Here is an 18,058-nt window from a genome sequence, read left to right as displayed (position 1 = left end):
CGACGCCACCTGTCCACCGATCAGCGGCAAACAAACCCAGGATGCGTCATGAATAAGCCGGGCTAGACACTCGATGCGCGAGCCCTAGTTTGGTCACTAGCGCTGCAGCCGAACGCGGTCGCCGATGTCTGACCCCAGTCGTCGCGCTGAGCAGCAGCGCAATTGCGAGCGAGATCGACGACCTAAGCAAAAGTCAGGGCAGATCCTGCCAAAGTCGCCACGGTGCTGCGCAAATTAGATGGCTACGGAACTCTAGCACGCGCCCAGCGCCTGGAACGCCGGTCGCCTCAGTCTCCTTTCGCCCGTATGGCTACGGCGGAGGTCTTGAGGAAGACCTAGACACGGGCCGAGCGAGAGAGGTTTAGTCTTCCCGGTCCTCCAATGAGAGACCAGCGCTGATCGGGAGGGAGCAGTGAGCGATTCGCAACGCACGACGGACGAGACGCCTGACGTCATAGTCCACGATGTCCTTGAACTCGCCGAATACAGCGACCATAGGGCCGCTGTCACGGTGGTGGATGCAGAAGTAAGGCGCCTTCGTCTCCACCTAGGGATCGTTATGGGTGAACTTCTGTGCGAGCGAATAGCGAACGCGCTCGAACTCCGATACGACAATCATTCTTCGTAGTGGACCGCGCCTCCGGCACGGGAGCGAGTCGATCAGGCGGTCACTCATTCCCCTAGGCAGGCTAATGGCGACTCCATTTGCCAGATCACAAACCGCTTCCCAGCTAGGTGTGGGAACGCGGGCCGACCGAAACGCGTGCTGCTGCTAGAGGCTGTATGGGCCCCGCAGTCGGTCAGATGTGGCTGGCACAGCACATTTGTATCGCGGTGGTCGACGCAGACTGCGGGGCAGCATTGTTTGAGATGTGCACCAAGCCCGGTCGACCGAGGCGGCGTCAACCGTCTCGGCGTCCCCTATCACGCCGTGGACAGGGCAGGAAACCTACCCGAACGCGAATTGATCTTATGCACCCCATATGTTTCCCACGCCTGAATGAAAAGGAGCTATCGAATTATCCTCACTCGGATTTGATTCAAATCGATGAGGTATCCGACGTTCACTCGCTCTCTTTATTGTGATTTATTCTCTTAGGGAGAAGAACGTTGGCTGACGAGAAAACTAACGACGCGCTCATTGAGCTAACGGCTGATATTGTCTCGGCATATGTGTCGAACAATCCCGCCCCAGTCAGCGAACTGTCGTCTATAGTTGGCCAGGTTCACCAATCGTTGAGCTTGCTGCAGACTGATGCGCAATCCCAACCGGCGGCAGAGCCGTTGAAGCCGGCGGTTCCGATCAGGAAATCCGTAACACCGGATTTCATCATCTCGCTGGAAGACGGCAAGAAGTTCAAATCGCTGAGACGGCACCTGCGCACCAGCTACGGCCTGTCGCCGGAAGAATATCGGGCAAAGTGGGCGTTGCCCTCTGATTACCCGATGGTCGCCCCAAACTATGCTGCAACTCGCTCGGCTTTGGCGAAGAAGGCCGGTCTTGGGCGAAAGCCACAGAAAGTGGCAAAGCCGCTAGGCAAGAAATCCAAAGCCTAGTCGACCAATGGGCGCGACGGCTGGCGCTGTCGCGCCTCGCGGCCGCCATCACCGCGCTGATCACGACGGCGAAGCTCAACGACGCCGATCCGATGGCTATGTTTGGACGAGGTGCTTGCGCGACCGCCGGCACCCGCAGAGCCGGCTTCCTCAACTGCCGCCGTGCAACTGGTGCAAAACGAAACCCGTCTCAAAGCAGCCTAATCGCAGCGCTCCGTGCTATTGCCGCCTACGGCGTCGGTTCGCCGCGCTTGGCATGGCTGCGGCCCTGCCGACCTCTTTCGCGTATGCCTCGATCGGATAAGGGCGTCCGATCAGATAGCCCTGCAGCGCATTGCAGCCCTCGTCACTCAGAAAAGTCAGTTGCTCAAGTGTTTCGACGCCCTCTGCAATGATGTGCATGGAGAGGCCTCGGCCCAGCCCAACGATGGCGCGAATGATGGCCGCCGAATGCGGGTTCTGCTCAACCATCCCAACGAATGACTTGTCGATCTTGATCTTGTCAAAGGGGAAAGACTGAAGATAGGAGAGCGACGAATAGCCAGTCCCGAAGTCGTCCAAGGCGATCTTCACGCCGAGCGATTTCAGTCGCCTGAGGATTGAACTCGCTCGCGAAAGGTCATCGAACAGCACGCTCTCCGTTACTTCCAGCTCGAGCCGCTTGGGGGCGAGCCCTGTCTCAACCAGGATCGAGTGCACCAGACCTGGAAGATCGCCCTGGCGAAACTGTACGGCAGACAGATTGACGCCGATCTGGATCGGCTTCGCCCAAGCCGCCGCCTCCCTGCACGCCTCCCGCAGCACCCACTCTCCGATGGCCACGATCAATCCGCTCTCTTCGGCCAGCGGAATAAACTCGGCAGGGGGGATCATTCCTCGGTCCTTGTGGGACCACCGGACCAGCGCTTCGAATCCGACAATCTCGCCGGACGTGTTCGCCTGCGGCTGGTAGTGCAGGAACAGCTCGCCGCTTTCCAGCGCCGCGCGCAGGTCCTGCTCGAGCGCGCGGCGTTCGCGCAGCTTCCGATCCATGTCGGCCTCGAACATTCGAAACACGCCGCGACCATCGGCTCTGGCGCGATCGAGCGCCGCTTGGGAGTTGCTGAGCAGAGCCGTGACGTCGGTCGCGTCATCGGGGAAGAAGGCGATACCGATGCTAAGCCCCACGCGTAGTGTGCGGCCCTCGACATCGAACACCTCAGCAACCGTCGCCAGCATGCGATCAGCGAGCGCCACCGCTGTTGCCGGATGCGGGCCCTCGCTGACGATAATGGTGAACCCGCCGCCGGTGCGCGCGAGGAAGTTCTTGTCGGCGCCCGCCGCCAGCCGCACCGCCACTTGCCGAAGCAGCGCGTCCGCCACCGCTGGCCCGTAAACGCCGTTCACATCCTTGAGCCCGTCGACGTCGAGGCGCATGACCGCGAAGCATTCCCGGCCGGATGTTGCCCGCTCAAGCGTGAACTCCAGGCGCTCAACGAGCGCCGTCCGGTTGGGCAGATCGGTCAGCGCATCGTGCGTGGCCAAATGGGCGAACCGCGCCGCATCGCGCTTGCGCTCGGTCACATCCTCGGCCACCGCAAGCACATATTTCGATTTGCCGTCGTGGCTTTCGACAGCGAACCGTCGTGTAATCAGATCGCGTACGCCTTTGTGCCGCGTTGGCAACTTCTCCTCCGCGGCAATTTGGACGGAGTTGGAACGCAATGCTTCCTGATCACGGGTGAGAAAGGTCTCGGCCTCTTCTGGCGGAAACAGCTGCGAGTCAGTCTTGCCGATCAGCTCATCACGCGGGATGCCAAGCAGTTCTTCGCCCGCCCGGTTCATAAGGACATAACGGTGCTGGCTCGCCTCCTTGGCGAACAGCATGACCGGAATGTTTTCGATGACCGTATCCAGGAACTCCCTCGTGCGGCGCAGGTCCTCTTCCGCCCGCTTGCGCTCGGTGACGTCTATTACCGCAACCATGAAGGCCGAGCGGGCGTCATAATCGATCGGCTTGGAATAGGCGACGATATCGATCAGAATGCCATCCGCCTTGATGTGGCGCCAGGTGCGCCCGGTGCGGTACGAGCCCTGGCCCGTGCCAACGACCTGGAGGAAGGCCTCGATGTCTTCCTGCGGCCTGATGTCGAGTATGGACTTCGAAAGGAACTGTTCGCGCGTGTAGCCATAATGCTCGATGGCGGAGTGGTTGACGTCCAGAAAGCGCAAGCTGCTTTTCTCGAACACCCACATCGGAACCGGGTTTTCCTCGAACAGGAGCTGGAGCGACGCTTCGTGCTGCTTCAGCCGGGTGATGTCCGAAATGCAGCCGACCACGAAGCGGGCGCCGTTCGGCAATGACGCCCGTGCTTTCCTCGTCACGAGCGTGCGCAGTTTCCCGTCAGGTCCCTGAACGAACTCCTCATTCTCGTTGACTTGGCCCGTGTCCAGCACCAAACGATCGATCCGCCGGAACACGTCCGCATGTTCTTTCGGGACGAAGTCGTAATCCGTCTTGCCGGCCAACTCATGATAGGAATGCCCCATGAAGTCGCACATACTTCGGTTGAGTACGACGAAGCGGGATCGGTCATCCTTCACGAATATCGGATGCGGAACGGCATCGAGCACCAAGCGCACGGCGTCAGCGTCGTCCTTGGAAAACGACTTGGTCAGCTCGTCGACCGGAAATTCTGGACGCGACATCCCTGCATCTCGCGTTTTGAGAGGAAGCAAAGTGCCAATGCTATCTTAGGAAACTTACCTGTCCGTAATGCACAACGTTGGATATTAATAAAAAGCCGAGCGAGTATCGTACTATTCTGTAGCGCAAAATGCGGTGCCGACGAGGATGCCGGCACGGTGACGGCGACCCTTCGGCCTCTGGTCACGGTCGACATCGACAAGGTCAGGCCGATCCAGAAATACCCGACGGAGCGACGCCGGCGTGCGACTACTCGACAGGCCGGACTAAACTGCCTCGCCAGAGCCCCGTCTCGGCTGGCCGCGGTCCTACAGCGGTGAAGCGCCCGCGCGTTCCGCGAGCGCCTTTTTGAGGCTGGTAGGAGCGATAGGTCTTCTGCGGCCAGGACTCAGACCAATGTCTGTCTTGTGGTTTCAATAGCTCATCGCAAATATTGGTCAGCCGGATCTACAAGCCCGCCGGTCAGGCCCGGCACTCCCACCCCGAATTTGCCGGGCCGCCCATAAGTCCTTCCGCGCGCGCTGATGGCCGCCGCCTGTGCCCTGTGCCTGGGTGCAGGCGGCGGCGATCGAAGCGATAGCGCGATTGCGGTAGCAATAGCCAGTCTTTCACTGAGGGCTGCCAAGCGTACATCGACGAGCAGTCGGCAGAACCAGGTCAGCGCTATCAACCCAAGGATGGAAACGACGAGGATAGCGGCGAATGAACGGCTAGCCGTGGTCAAAAGCGGGACCCCCGACGCTAGCGGTTGTCCAGCAAGATCGCCAACTGCCTGGCTGCGGCGCTTTCTACGATCACTTCCTCTAGCCACGTGTCGCTGACGCGAGAGGTGGGCACGCTACGTCTGATGACACGAAGCGCATCCGACATCGAGACCGCAGTGGATTTCGGGTGATCATCCAGGTAGCGACCGACTTCAATCACGGCATCTGCGTCGACGTTGGACGGTAATGGTCGCATTGCACCCTCCAGAGAGAACCACATAACTATCGCGCCGGATGACCGAACAGTCTATGAGCAAGCGATCGGCTACGGTCATCAATTTACAGGCGTCTGAGTCGGGCAAACTTGGATTGAATTCTTAACGGCCTCGGCCTGGGCCTGCGGGGGGAAGGGAACGACGTTGTCGTATTTCCCGCGCCCGCGGACCTCAATCTCACTATAGAGCAGCACAGCATCACCCGCTCTGCGCTGCCGGCGGGCGCCTTTGACGGCATTGATGCCAGAAGGTTTTCGAGATGTGGTCATCGTCTCGCGCCGACATATCCGCTATGCGCGGTCCCAAGCACGACCGCCTATTCAGGCCGCAAAGCCGCTGTCCGCTTACATCGCCGATGCCTGGCGCGCGGGGTGGATCGTCACGTGACGGCGATCCACTATCTTCTGCCGCTGACACGCTGCCTGAGGTGCGCGAGAAGATCGGAACAAACTTCGGACTTCACCCAGGAAGATGGGGGCTGGACACCAACGGCCCTGTAGGCCTTCAACACGTACTCTCGTTGCGCCCCGACAAATTCGTCATGGAAATGTTCCACGCCCAGCTCAAGGCCACGGCGAAGAGGAGACTCTCGCCCAAGATCATCGCGGTCATGCACACAAGTGTCGAGATCGAACTGGCCAGCGCCTATCGCTTCGATGGCGTAGTTCATCATTGACCGTGGTTTTTTGGGAGCCATCTCGGCATCGTGCCTCTGTTCTCAACAAGCCGCTTGGTGAACAGACACAGCCCGTTCCCGTCCCAGAACAGGATCTTGCCTTCTTCCTCCGGAAGGCGAACAGACGGCCCGAGACGGATCCTTCTTCAGCCTCTCCTGGACCAGCATGGCGAGCCCGTCGAGGCCTCCTCATATCAGTGTAGCCCAACGCCAGATGCACGTTTACGCCGGCCGGAACGATCATCATTGCGCCGCCTCCCCGTTGATGATGTGCCGGCGAACCAGCACCGGATCGCTGCCTGCGGGAGCGAAGACACGCCGCCCGTCCGGCAGATCGATCGCCGTCATTCCGTCGGGCGGCTGCAAAAGATCATGCAGGACCAGGGGGACCGACGAAGCTCCAGCACCGCTTGCCGGCATGGCGACCGTCGCCAGGTTTACACGCTTCTGCGCGAAGCCGAGCTGGACGCGCCAGCAGAATAGCATGCTCGTCACGATGCCATGGCGGCGGCAAACCTCCGCTACGCTGACGCCGGGCTCATCCGTTTCTATCACGATGGCGAGCTTCTCCTCGTCCGTGAAGCTGCGCCGGTTGGTGCGTCTGTCACGCGGCAGATCGGCATCCGGTGCGTCTGTCAAGCCGCCTTTCACCGACGCTTCCTTAGCAGCGCTGCTAGCACCAGTGCCTATTTGCGGGCGGGCGCTCGGATGAAGATGCGCGCGCCAGTCGACCTCGACCTCGCCATCCTCCAGTCGGTCGCGCCAGCGGCGCAGCGCATAGGGTGACTGGCCTGCTGCCGGCTTTTTGGCTTTGGCCGACCGGGAGCTTGCCTTGCATGGCGGTCGCTATTTCGAGAGATATATGCTGGATGCTCCGTACCATCCGGTGAAGACCGCAGGTAGCTTGAGCCTGTTCCTAAAAGTTTGATCTGAGCGCCACGACTGCTTCTGCGGCTCTATCGCACAGCGTTGTGAGGGCTAGGCACGTTGAAGCAGGCGCGCTCATACGGTGTCTGGTCCTGGGTGGACGTGGATTCATCGGCTCTCACTTGGTTGATGCACTGCTCACGCGCGGATACGTCGTTCGTTGCCTATATCGCCCAAATGGAGTTCCCCTTAATGAGAGGCGTCCGGCGCACCCTAATCTCGAAATTTTAGAGGGAGACTTCTGCAACGGTGCCGACGTCGCCCGGGCATTGCAAGATTGTGAACTTTGCTTCCATCTGATTTCGACCACCTTGCCGAAGTCCTCGAACTCCGATCCCATGTTCGATATCGAAAGCAATGTTGTCGGCACAGTACGGCTTCTGACTCATGCGGTTCAGTATGGACTTAAGAAGATCATTTTCGCGTCGTCGGGCGGCACAGTCTATGGCGTGCCACAACAAACTCCCATCTCAGAAACGCATCTACGGACCCTATAGTCCCGTATGGTATTACAAAACTTGCTATATATAAGTATCTACACCTATTACATGTTCTTCATGGTCTGGATTATACAGTGTTGCGATTGGCTAATCCTTTCGGCGACGGGCGGCGCGTTAATGGCAGCCAAGGCGCCGTTGCAGTATTTCTTGGAAAAGTTTTACGCGGCGAGCCCGTTGAGATCTGGGGCGATGGTTCGGTTGTCCGTGACTATATTTATATCGACGACGTGGTGTGCGCACTGCTGGCTGCGATTGATGATGCTGGGAGCGAGCGGGTTTTTAATATTTGCGGGTGGTACGGCGGCGAAGCTGCGTGCCAACCGATCCTCTCAGCATTGTCGACATTGATGACTGGGCCTTCCGCCGCAACCATCGCTATGGCACCATCGTCTGCGATTTGGAGCGGCGGCGGATCGTGACACTTTTGCCGGACCGTGAGATCGCGACCGTCCAAGCGTGGCTTACGGATCATCAGGAGATCGGAATAATCGCACGTGACCGGGGCGGCGGATACGGCGAAGCGGCGGCGAAGGCGTTACCGCACGCGATCCAGGTCGCCGATCGCTGGCATCTCATGGAGAACGCAAGTTCTGCCTTCCTGGATGCCGTCCGGAAATCGATGCGTTCGATCCGTGCTGCGATCGGGGCCACCAAGGTCGATCGAGACCTGCTCACTTGCGCCGAGAAGCTGCAATATGAGGGCTACCTGTCAAACGGCTTCCAAAATTGGGGTCTGACGCAATCTCGATGAAGTTCGCGTTCATGCAGCACCGATCAATCGGGCTTGCAGGAGGTCGAGTTTTCCGCGTCCATACATCTGGCGCTTTACGAGCTTGAGTTTCGTAATTTGGCCCTCCGTCTGGCCGTTTGACCAAGGTTCGGTGATCGCGGCGCGGACGGCTGCGCGGTCGCGAGTGATACCGCTGGCGAAGGACGCGATGACACTCGTGCTGGCATCGACGATCCAGGGATCAAGATCCGCCTCGATCCTTTTGCGGACCATCGAATGGAACCTGTCGATCAGGCAGCGTGCTTCGACCAAGACAGGAACCCCTGTCTCAATCGCAGTAATTGTCACAGTGTCGGACTTGGTCAGATGATCCCGGGCTGTCGTCATCAGCCGCGCGATCGTCCTGGCCGACGGCACCCTTTGCAGTTGCTGATCGGAAGCGCGTTCGGTCCGCCGTCGGCGGGTTGCCCACTCTGCGACCACGCGCAGGGAACCGCGAAAGCCTTTGGCCTGCAGGCGTCGCCAGAGCTCAGCGCCATTGCGACAGCCCGAAGCCCATAGTTCATCCAGCAATGGCAGTTGCGCATCCAGCGAACTCTGTCGAACCCGGAACACATCTGTCCGCTCACCACGGATCACCTGGCGGACGAGCTTGCGGCTGTGGCCGCTTCGGCGCACGATCTCCTTGATGGAAACGCCTTCGCCAGCAAGCCTCATGATCACGGCGTTGGTCTCCTCGCGCCGCAGATAGCCCTCATACTGCAGCTTCTCGGCGCAAGTGAGCAGGTCTGGATCGACCTTGGTGGCGCCGATTGCGGCACGGATCGCACGCATCGATTTCCGGACGGCATCCAGGAAGGCAGAACTTGCGTTCTCCATGAGATGCCAGCGATCGGCGACCTGGATCGCGTGCGGTAACGCCTTCGCCGCCGCTTCGCCATAACCGCCGCCGCGGTCACGTGCGATTATTCCGATCTCCTGATGATCGGTGAGCCATGCCTGGACGGTCGCAATCTCCCGGTCCGGCAACAGTGTCACGATCCGTCGCCGCTCCAGATCGCATACGATGGTGCCGTAGCGATGGTTGCGGCGGAAGGCCCAGTCATCAATGCCGACAATGCTGAGAGGATCGGTTCGCACGCAGCTTCGCCGCCGCACCACCCGCAACAGAGTATCATTGCTGACCGGCACCATCAGCCGCTTGGCAATGCTCGCGGCCGGCCTGCCGCCGAGCGCCAGCCCCAAGTGGTGAACGACACATTCCAGACGCGAGGTCCGGCGGGATCTCTCCGCGACAACCCCGTCATCAAACCGTTCGAAGATCCGTCGTCGACAGAGCGGTGCACTACAGACGAAGCGTCTTGCGACCAGTCGAAGCTCAATCTTCTTGCCCGCACACGGCAGGTCCGAAACCGTCCTGACATATTGGCTATGGACACGGCTCGATGACTTTCCGCACAGCGGACAAACCCGCTCTTTGACTCGAGCGCGCGCTGAAATCACGATCACGTCCTCGTCCTCGGCGGTACTCTCGACAATCAATCCGGCCGGGATCAGGGACGACAAACGCAAAATGTTCGTCATGGTGCTGATTCCCCTCAGAAAACAGCACCACGCCGTCATGCAAAATCATCGAATTTGAGTCAGACCCAATTTTGCACGCCGGTTCACAGCGATTGCGTTTCAAACCTTGGAAGGCTCCATCCCTCGCGAAGCCCATCATGCGGCGGCTTCATGTCGACCGCGAAGACGACCGTGCTCCCGGCAAACGACACCTCAATACAAATTTGGGCTTGCATTTCGGTCCGCAAGACGACTGAGACACCGACTATCGCTATAGCCGCATCTCAACCCAATGTGGCTACCTGACGGACTTACCGCAGCCGTTCGACAGGCGGAACACGCTCACGACGTAGGCCATCACCCGCTTGTCGGTCATCATCCACCTTTGGCCTTGCCATAGGAGTTCGGCCTGGTGTCGAGCGTGTAGATCAACCCGACTTTCTTGCCGCCGCAGTTGGCACATTCTTCGGAATGAGATCCGCCGACATCGCCGGCGCATCCGGGCCGAACCGATCGCGAAGCTTCACCAAGTCGAGCACTGTCGATGGTGACAAGGCGCCGTCTGGCAATTCGCCGTCACCACCATCTTGGCGTCATCAGCGATTGAAACGTCCAGCCCTTCGCCATTGGCTACCGATTTAAATGATCCTTCGCCATGACCCTGAAAAGCAGAAGGAATGCCAATAAGGAGACAATTCCCGCAATGAAGCCCTCGATCGTCAGGCCGAAAAAGTAGACCAGGACAAACGCCAATACGGCCATTGTTCCACCGAGAAGGCGACAGCCAGCTTGGGCCAGCCAAGATAGAACCGTCAGAAACCTCTAATGTTCCCGCCCGTTTCCGTGGCATCGGCCTTCTACCGCGGACAGCCCATCAGCGCGCGTTTCTGCCGACCGCTGTCCTACTCCGGCGAGGAGCCCCGCGCGTCCTGTCGGGTGCGTGTGGCTGCGCATGGCGATGAAGTGCGGGGCCGGCGCTCATTCAACTGCCGAGACTAGGATCGTCACCCCGCCGGTGGCAAAGTTTGCCAGATCGGCAACCACCGCTTTTCCTTCAGGCGAACCCATTGTAGCACCCAATGCCGCCTCGCTGTCGAACCAGGCCTCAAACATCCGATGGTAGGGCGGCTTGTCGCCATCCGGCGTGCCCACAACTTTCGCTTTCTCATAGCGAAGGAGACCAGACATCTTCGCCACGAGCGGCATGTGCGTAGCCGCATAGTAATTCTCAAACGCGGCCGGGTCAGTGGGATGGCCATACAGCGCTGTGAGCTTGATCATTCTTCCCTCCAAATTCGTTGTTGACGATCGCGCGCATGGTCCGCCCCTTATGGGTCCCGGACCCTCGCACAAGCGAATTTACGTTGCGAGGCCGATTGCGTCCACATTAGCGTGTGCGCATGTTTTCGTCAGCCAGCACAGCGCCTCCTCAAGCCAGTTGGTCAAGGCCCAGCGGCCTGCCGCTGCCAGTCCCTCTACCCACAAGTCGCTGGGCCGTCGTAGAAGCATCGCCGCCTAGCGTGTCCGCAACGAAAGATGCGGCTGTCGGGGCCGCTGCTGTCATCTCCCGTCCTTGGCCTTGCTGTAGGTGTTCTTCCCCATGCCTAAGACCCCTACTGCGCACCATTGGCGCCCCCGTGCCGTAAATTTGGCCCTGCCAGGGCGCAATTGCGGAGTGTATATCGTTTTACACAATCCCCAATTGGTAGACTCGCGCGATGCACCGGCAGTTAATTTTTGCGTGTGGCCAAAGGGGGAGGCCGTGAACTGGGAGCAACGATGTCTGTGCAAAAAGAAGACTATCGAACCAACAGAGCCGACTATGCGATTGCTGCGAAGCATGGCCGAACGATCGCGGATGGCGATCGCGACGAGCTACTGGCAAGAAAAAAGAAGTCCCTGTGGCTAAGAGATCGGCGGTCCGCCAAATTGGCCGAAAACCCGTGGGAAAGCTCGCCAGAACCGAAAGCCAGACCGCGCGGTTAGCGCGTCCGGCGCCGGCCATCGTACGTTCCTGCTGAAATCGTCAAGCGCGCCCTTGCGGGGCGAAGCTTCGCACAGCAAGCCGCGCGGCGGACGGGCTTATGAATTGCGAATTAGCTTCTTGACCTGTTGTCGGTCCTCCAGGGACCACTGCGACGGGTCTTCCCCGTGAGCAATCGCGCCGTGCAGTTCGACATGCTTCATCACTTCCGCCTCGGTCTCAGCCGTAAACGACGCCGGCAGGCTTCATTTCCGGGATAGTCCTTGCACCGATATGAGTAGGCCATAGCTTCACACTCCCACCCGCCATTGAACACGGCCGGACTCACGGGTGCAGCCGGTCGTCCGGCCGTGTTCTTGTCTTCTAGGCAGGTATCAGGAAGGCGATGCGATGCACGCCGACCACCTTGCTCGTATTCGTCGCCTCGTCGGTCTTGCCCTTGGCGCAAGTGTACATGTCGCCTTCCTTGAGCTTGAATTCCTTGTCCGCTTTCTTGATCGTGAATGCACCGGCGGTAATCGTGCAGACCATGTCGTTGTCCATTACGGTTTGAGGAGCGTGTGCGCCGGGCTGAAGACCACGTCGACAATCGCGATGCTCTTGTAGGCGGGAATGTCGGCGTTCCCGGTGCCGACCTCAACCCCCTCTGACGCCGGGCGCAATCTCCTTGCCGTCCTTCGGGCCGTATTTCTTGGTCTTCGCAGATGCCGCCAGGGCGAAAAAAGGCGTTACCGCGGCGGCAGTCACACCGAGAGCAATTGCGGACCTGCGATTCATGGTTTTCATCGCGTGTAGATGAGCCCGACTTTCTTGCCGCAACATTTCGCGCACTTCAGCTTTGGAACGAGATCATCCGCCATTGCAGGCGCCTATTCCAAGCACCGCCTCTCTGTCGGTGCTGCGGCGCAGGTATTCCCACTGGTTATGGGAGCACCAGATCCCGCCCAGAGGCGCTGGCTTTCTCCTGCTGAAATCATCGACGAGGCCTTAGCGGAGCGAGCTTTGCGCGCGATACCGCCTTCATAGTTTCTTTACAAATGACCGAGCAATATCGCTGGGCTAGGCGTTTGATGACACTCTCGTTTGGCATTTAGGCCCGGTGTCCTCGTGATCGTGGGCACCGGGTACAACTCCCCAACGCCTTCGCTCCATAACAGGTAGACCGGGTCTTCCTTCGCGGTCAGGACCGCTGACGACTATTTGACAGATCCGCCTATGAGGCCGGAGTAGATAATGCAGATCGCAGCCGGACTGCTTGCAGCGCTTGGCGATAGCCTTGAGGCTCTCGAAGGCCATCTTGCTACAATGGACGAATCGGAGCTCGAAATGCTTCTGGCGTCCATGCCGTCGAAATCGGCCGCCGGTAGCGCTGAGATGGTGATGTGTGTTCTTCTCTATCGCGAGATCGAAGCCCGCAAGCTCCGGAAAAATGGCAACATACTTCTGTTCCGGCCTATTTAGACTCGTAGTGGGGCAGTGCGACACTCAACACCTTGCCCGTGCCATCGCAATTCAGGCACTCCAGTAGTAGCATCGCCCTGTCATGAAGCGGGACGGTCTACATATCGCGATTTTGATCGCGATCGGCATCTACCTTTGGTTTTTCGCGCCGCCGCTAGCCAATTGGAAAGCACAGTTTTGACCGCCTCGCGTCGCTTTGCCCCAGCGTCAAGCGGATCGACTAACACCGTCCTGGGATTGATCCGCGCGCCGATCGATAATCCAGTTGAGTAACGCCGGATCGATGTTTTCGTGGCCGGCGAGCGAACGGATCATCTCCATGGCGCGCTTCGGCCATTCGGCTTCGGCAATGTTGTCTTCGGCGACAAATCGCCGGAAGGCCCTGCGCAAAATATCACTGTGCCTGACCGCGTAATATGTTTCTGTCATGTCAATCTCCGGCGCTGCCGCGCTGAGTCGCGGACGCCTCCCACCAAACCAAGCTGATCCGAGAATCGACGATCCCGCAATATGACCGCAACCAGGGATAAAGCCGTCGAATGGAGGCGATGACGCCGACTGCCCCATCCCTGTCCTGGATATCGGCCGTATGCACCGTCAGCCCGACCAAGTGCCCTCGGTGTCGGTAATGATATGGCGCTTGCGGTTTCTTGCCGGCGTCGTAACCACGCAAACCGGCAACGTCCGCGGTCTTTGCCGATTGGCTGTCGATGACGCCGGCGCTCGGGCTCGCCTCGCGACCGAGGGCGAGGCGTGCCGCAGCCACCAAGTGGAAGTTGATGGCCTTCCACAGCCCGTTGTCCCGCCAGGCATAGAAATAGCGTTGAACCATCGAAACCGGCGGGAACCGGTCCGGCAAGTCCCGCCACTGACAGCCAGTCCAGGCGATGTAGAGGAGCGCGTCCACGACCGCCCGAAGTTCTGTCGTCCGCGGTCGTCCCGTCGCCTTCGTTCCCGGCAGGAACGGCTCGATCAACTCCCATTCCTTGTCCGTCAACACGTTTGCATCCCGCTGCCCTGCGCGGCAATATCGCCGGCGGGTGGTCTCCGTCCAACCCATGTCGTGATCCCGTTCAAGTCTAGACAACCCAAGCGAATCACAACGGACGGGGCCACTCAACTGCCTCCCCACCCAATCCCTAGTTTCGGGTCAGGCTCTAAAAGAAAAGCCCGCTGCAGGGGTGCCGGCAGCGGACTTTAGAAAGTGCTTGGCGGTACTCAGAACTCAACCGCTCTGTTAGACTATCGCAGCCAACCGTGAACAAAACCTTAAAACAAGCCCTTACGACTGATTTGCATTGCCATCGGAAGATCGTAAGGCTTCGACCCACATGATGGTTACGGATGGCTTGGGATCTGCAACGGTCTCCGGATTGTTCTCCGGGTGTGGCGAAAATATCATCCAACAGCGAACTGCTTTCCCGGCTTGATCTTGAAGGGCCGTGAACGAGCGGTTCGGCGCCGGCGCACTACGGGCGGCCCAGCAAGCATCTTCGATTCGGACTCCGCCATCGTACCAGTCCACCTGCATCGCTGCATTCCAATAAAGGGTCCCCATTCCGGGATCATTCATGGCGTGCGGCAAGGTCGGAAGGGAGGGAACCAGGCACAACTTTCAAACGTGGACGGGATCATCATCCGCAAGCCAAAACCGTCACCCCGTCGTCATGGGATGCCAAGCCCTGCGCGGCACACGCCAGCCGGTGCTTGCGCCGGCGTGATCATTACAAGGCCAAAGACCGGACGCCGTTCAACTCACCTAATCACCTCTACCCGCACTTTTCCGGGAAACAACAGCTCCTTGCGCTTCGGTGGCAATTTAGCAAAAAATAAAAGCCTATGTGAAGGTTTGCAGCGCAAAGAGGGATGGACCATCGGCCTCTGCCGCTGAGAACCAATCCGTTCAAAGAGCAACGACAGCAATTATGTCCTCGAATGTAAAAAGCTGCACTTGCAGCAATGACGGGTGTGCAGCAGGTCGGCGATTTGTGTGGTCATCCACTGTGAACTGCAAAGCACCGGGGTGTCGCCGGACGGGCGGCAACGAAGCTGGCGCGGCGGGTGGCCCGTCCATGAAAGACATTTCCGAATTCGCTGATAGGCGCTGAGGGCGGTCGCGAATGTCTTTGCCGAAGTTCGTCGTGGGCATGATCTTCGTCGTCGCGACGGTTGCGGTATGGTCCTACCTGGAAACGGCGATGATCGGAATTGTACTTCTGCGCATGGTTTCATGTGCCATCATGCTTCAAATTGGGTATTTTCTAATCATTTTCGCAATGGTGGTCATGAGCCGCCGCCAGAGCGGTCAGGAGGCAACCGCCCCAGACCGCGTTACTGCGATGCTCGCCGGGAGCGACAGCGTGAGCACGCCTATCATCGCCGGCTCTTTGCGAGGCTGCCCTCAAACGTCTGCAGAAGACTAGGCAACAGTCAGTGGAATCTGGAATGCCAAATGTCCTCCGCCAATCGCAGCGACGTGACTCCTCGGAAGCGGCCAATGCGGTTGCCGCCAAACAGATCGTTAAGTGCCTTACCTGGAGCGAGCCGCCCGCAGACGTTGCGGCCGCGCGCCTTGTGCCTCAGCGCGCGCCGCGCCGTCTGCCCAGAACGTCTTCAATGGCCGTTGGACTTGACGAGCTGTAATGCCAAGCGCGCTCACAGACGGAACACTTTGTCATTCGCCGCTCAATAAGCTTCGACAAACCTCGACGCGCCGCGCAAAGCGCTGCCGAAACCTCGACAGCACGATATTTGGAATCAACAGGCGAGACGCATTTCTTTCTACGGGATGATCACCCGTTCTTTCTACGGGATGATCACCCGTTTACCGCATCTTTGAGGGCTTTCGCCGGCTGAAAGACGACCTTCCTCGAAGCCGCGATCTTGATCGTGGCACCAGTCGACGGATTGCGCCCTTCACGTGCCGACTTGTTCTGCACCTTGAACTTGCCGAAGCCGTTGAGACTGATTTCCTCTCCCTTTGCAGCGGCCTCCGCGATGCCTTTCAGCACATCCTCGACCACGGTCTTCGCTTGGGTTTTCGACAGGGCATGCACTTCGGCAATGCGTTCGGCGATATCGATCGTGTTTACTGCCATCGTCTTTCCTCCTGTGTTGATACAGCGCTGGCCTTATGGCACAGGCAAATCCGTGCTGTCATCGCCGTAAGGAGCAGAACCCGTGCAAATCAGTTCGATCCGGCTAAATTCAGATCGTATCGTTCAGGGACGCCGTGACTTGGCTAAATGGCGGGGAGATCGGCGAGGCCATCGAGTGCCTACCATCGCTGCTCGTTGCAGCTAAAGAAATGCAATCTGACCGCCGGGCTTGCGGCAGGTCACTGTTTTGCCCCAAGGCTCTGTGAGGCGGTTACTTCCTTTTGCGGCGAGAGCGAGGCAAGGTGGACAATCCCTTCGGGTCTGCCGACCTCATTCGCATATGCCTCAATCGGGTAAGGGCGTCCGATCAGATATCCTTGCAGAGCATTGCATCCCTCTTCAATGAGAAAGTTCAACTGCTCGAATGTCTCGACGCCTTCTGCGATGATGTGCATAGAGAGGCCTCGGCCTTGCCCGACAATCGCGCGGATGATGGCCGCTGAGTGTGGGTTCTTCTGAATCATCCAGACAAAGGACTTGTCGATCTTGATCTTATCAAGGGGAAAGACTGAAGATTTAAGTATTCGCTTGGCTTTTAAGGATTCGCTCAACAGATTCGACCATCGGTTCCCCCGCCGCTTTTGTCCGAAGTCAAAGCCACAATCGTGATCGTTAATGCTACGGCCCGGTTTCTGCACGGCTTCTGCCACCGTTCCGGGCAACACAGCGGGAGGCTTAGGAACGTCGATCGCAATCCCCTTGTCATAGAGATCGGGTGGCACGATAGCCCCGTAGCCACCAAGGGTGTTGCACATAACAAGTTTCCCGACTAGGAGAACCAGAATCAATCGGGAGAATGACTATGGCGAATGACGCAGAAGCAAAGGCGAGCGTTGATCTGTTGGGGCTGACTGCGGATATCGTTGCCGCCTACGTCCAGAACAACGCCACCCCTGTCGCGGGTCTCCCTGACCTGATCGCCAGTGTTAATTCTGCCCTGTTGGGCATCGGACAGTCTGCGAAATCGGCGCAGCCTGAGCTGGTTCCCGCGGTCAGTCCAAAGAGATCTGTGTTTCCAGACTACATTATCTGCTTGGAAAACGGCAAAAAGTTCAAATCCCTTAAGCGGCATCTCCGCGTGGGCTACGGTATGGCGCCGGAGGACTATCGGGCCAAATGGGGATTGGCGCGAGACTACCCGATGGTGGCACCAAATTACGCGGCTCAACGATCGGCTCTTGCAAAATCCGCTGGTCTCGGTCGCAAGGCACTTGCAAAAGCCCCTCCCAAGAAAGTTCCGGCAAAGCGCGCCTAACCCTCCCGCACTGTCGCCCAGCAGCGAGCGTGAAGCGCAAGCTTCGGCAGCCAAAGCATGTGGCAGGCCAACAGACTAGGTTTCGATACATAATTATAAGCCGGAATAGCTTTGGCAGAGGCCTCTGCCAGGGCCTGGTCGGACTACTTCGCGATCATCCACGCCACTATAGTTGCATCGACAATATATTGTCCGGTCAGCGAGCGAATCATGGCCAGGGCGTGGGTTGGCCATTCGGCTTCACTTATGTTTCCTCAACAACTAAAATCCGGAAAGCCCTACGTAGGACCTCTAGATGAGCCATGTCACATTTTGTCATAGCAGTTCCAGCTGATTCCCTTCACCCCAGGTTAGTGGCTACCATTGCTGTCGCCAAATTGGCTTGCTTTCGCATTCTATCCCCTCCTAAAGGAGCCCAACTTGAAGGAATTGACTCTGGCCTGCCGGGCGGGTTGAGTAGTTGCTGGATGTCGGCCGCGGAGATCGGTTTGCTGAAATGATAGCCCTGCATCTCGTCGCAATTGTTCTTGCGCAAGAAGGCCACTTGATCGTCTGTCTCGACACCCTCGGCAATGACCCTCA

The 18,058-nt window shown here is 58.7% G+C and carries 15 protein-coding genes and 4 pseudogenes; 7 read left to right on the top strand and 12 right to left on the bottom strand.

The features are described 5' to 3' along the window. Positions 1-1,110 precede the first annotated feature (1,110 nt). A complete protein-coding gene (locus tag DH08_RS18355) occupies positions 1,111-1,557 on the top strand; it encodes a Ros/MucR family transcriptional regulator (RefSeq protein ID WP_192180668.1) in 447 nt (148 codons plus the stop codon). 219 nt (positions 1,558-1,776) lie between these two features. Here the strand turns inward: DH08_RS18355 and DH08_RS18350 are convergent, their stop codons facing one another. Both DH08_RS18350 and DH08_RS18345 read right to left on the bottom strand, forming a co-directional pair. After that, positions 1,777-4,245: a sensor domain-containing protein gene (locus tag DH08_RS18350; RefSeq protein WP_192180667.1), complete on the bottom strand. Its 2,469-nt coding sequence runs from the start codon at positions 4,243-4,245 to the stop codon at positions 1,777-1,779. Between the two features lie 739 nt (positions 4,246-4,984). Continuing rightward, positions 4,985-5,203 (bottom strand): hypothetical protein, encoded by a 219-nt coding sequence (locus DH08_RS18345; RefSeq protein ID WP_192180666.1) that lies wholly within the window; start codon positions 5,201-5,203, stop codon positions 4,985-4,987. A 539-nt stretch (positions 5,204-5,742) separates the two neighbouring features. Here DH08_RS18345 and DH08_RS18340 point away from each other — a divergent pair. Next, positions 5,743-5,898 carry a hypothetical protein gene (locus DH08_RS18340; RefSeq protein WP_192180665.1) on the top strand — a complete coding sequence of 52 codons (156 nt, stop codon included), beginning with the start codon at positions 5,743-5,745 and terminating at the stop codon, positions 5,896-5,898. 243 nt (positions 5,899-6,141) lie between these two features. Here DH08_RS18340 and DH08_RS18335 read toward each other — a convergent pair whose 3' ends face one another. Then, positions 6,142-6,537, bottom strand: a complete 396-nt coding sequence (locus tag DH08_RS18335) for a transposase (RefSeq protein WP_246800923.1) — start codon at positions 6,535-6,537, stop codon at positions 6,142-6,144. A 332-nt stretch (positions 6,538-6,869) separates the two neighbouring features. Between DH08_RS18335 and DH08_RS18330 the strand changes: the two are divergent. Then, positions 6,870-7,573 (top strand): annotated as a pseudogene (locus tag DH08_RS18330) (NAD-dependent epimerase/dehydratase family protein); the annotation flags it as partial. 38 nt (positions 7,574-7,611) lie between these two features. Then, positions 7,612-8,031, top strand: a pseudogene (locus DH08_RS18325) (ISL3 family transposase); the annotation flags it as partial. Between the two features lie 54 nt (positions 8,032-8,085). Here the strand turns inward: DH08_RS18325 and DH08_RS18320 are convergent. From DH08_RS18320 to DH08_RS36475, 4 genes are all read right to left on the bottom strand, one after another. After that, entirely contained in the window at positions 8,086-9,639 is a 1,554-nt protein-coding gene (locus tag DH08_RS18320; protein WP_192180663.1) for an ISL3 family transposase, read from the bottom strand. 957 nt (positions 9,640-10,596) lie between these two features. Beyond that, positions 10,597-10,899 carry an EthD family reductase gene (locus DH08_RS18315; RefSeq protein WP_192180662.1) on the bottom strand — a complete coding sequence of 101 codons (303 nt, stop codon included), beginning with the start codon at positions 10,897-10,899 and terminating at the stop codon, positions 10,597-10,599. Between the two features lie 801 nt (positions 10,900-11,700). Then, positions 11,701-11,805, bottom strand: a complete 105-nt coding sequence (locus DH08_RS36480; protein WP_246800922.1) for a hypothetical protein — start codon at positions 11,803-11,805, stop codon at positions 11,701-11,703. 160 nt (positions 11,806-11,965) lie between these two features. After that, on the bottom strand, positions 11,966-12,133 hold the full coding sequence (locus DH08_RS36475; RefSeq protein WP_246800921.1) for a hypothetical protein: 168 nt from the start codon (positions 12,131-12,133) through the stop codon (positions 11,966-11,968). 702 nt (positions 12,134-12,835) lie between these two features. Between DH08_RS36475 and DH08_RS18300 the strand changes: the two genes are divergently transcribed. Then, positions 12,836-13,063, top strand: coding sequence for a hypothetical protein (locus DH08_RS18300; protein ID WP_192180661.1), 228 nt, complete (start codon positions 12,836-12,838; stop codon positions 13,061-13,063). Between the two features lie 207 nt (positions 13,064-13,270). Here DH08_RS18300 and DH08_RS18295 read toward each other — a convergent pair whose 3' ends face one another. Then, complete coding sequence (locus DH08_RS18295) at positions 13,271-13,492, bottom strand: hypothetical protein (RefSeq protein ID WP_192180660.1); 222 nt, start codon at positions 13,490-13,492, stop codon at positions 13,271-13,273. Between the two features lie 88 nt (positions 13,493-13,580). Continuing rightward, positions 13,581-14,123: pseudogene (locus tag DH08_RS18290) on the bottom strand (IS5 family transposase); the annotation flags it as partial. Positions 14,124-15,183: 1,060 nt separating this feature from the next. On the opposite strand from DH08_RS18290, the gene DH08_RS18285 reads away from it, so the two are divergent. Beyond that, positions 15,184-15,486 carry a hypothetical protein gene (locus tag DH08_RS18285; protein ID WP_192180658.1) on the top strand — a complete coding sequence of 101 codons (303 nt, stop codon included), beginning with the start codon at positions 15,184-15,186 and terminating at the stop codon, positions 15,484-15,486. Between the two features lie 393 nt (positions 15,487-15,879). Here DH08_RS18285 and DH08_RS18280 read toward each other — a convergent pair whose 3' ends face one another. Both DH08_RS18280 and DH08_RS37480 read right to left on the bottom strand, forming a co-directional pair. Beyond that, positions 15,880-16,161 (bottom strand): HU family DNA-binding protein, encoded by a 282-nt coding sequence (locus DH08_RS18280; protein WP_192180657.1) that lies wholly within the window; start codon positions 16,159-16,161, stop codon positions 15,880-15,882. Positions 16,162-16,400: 239 nt separating this feature from the next. Continuing rightward, positions 16,401-16,727 (bottom strand): annotated as a pseudogene (locus DH08_RS37480) (EAL domain-containing protein); the annotation flags it as partial. Between the two features lie 296 nt (positions 16,728-17,023). On the opposite strand from DH08_RS37480, the gene DH08_RS18270 reads away from it, so the two are divergent. After that, positions 17,024-17,476 (top strand): Ros/MucR family transcriptional regulator, encoded by a 453-nt coding sequence (locus DH08_RS18270; RefSeq protein WP_192180656.1) that lies wholly within the window; start codon positions 17,024-17,026, stop codon positions 17,474-17,476. Between the two features lie 340 nt (positions 17,477-17,816). Here the strand turns inward: DH08_RS18270 and DH08_RS18265 are convergent, their stop codons facing one another. Then, entirely contained in the window at positions 17,817-18,050 is a 234-nt protein-coding gene (locus tag DH08_RS18265) for a hypothetical protein (protein WP_345892419.1), read from the bottom strand. Positions 18,051-18,058: the final 8 nt, after the last annotated feature.

The sequence above is a fragment of the Mesorhizobium amorphae genome, assembly GCF_014843845.1.
GTDB classification, from domain to species: domain Bacteria; phylum Pseudomonadota; class Alphaproteobacteria; order Rhizobiales; family Rhizobiaceae; genus Mesorhizobium; species Mesorhizobium amorphae_A.
The sequence above is the reverse complement of the archived record's forward strand: the minus strand, read 5'-3'. Positions and strand labels throughout refer to the sequence as shown.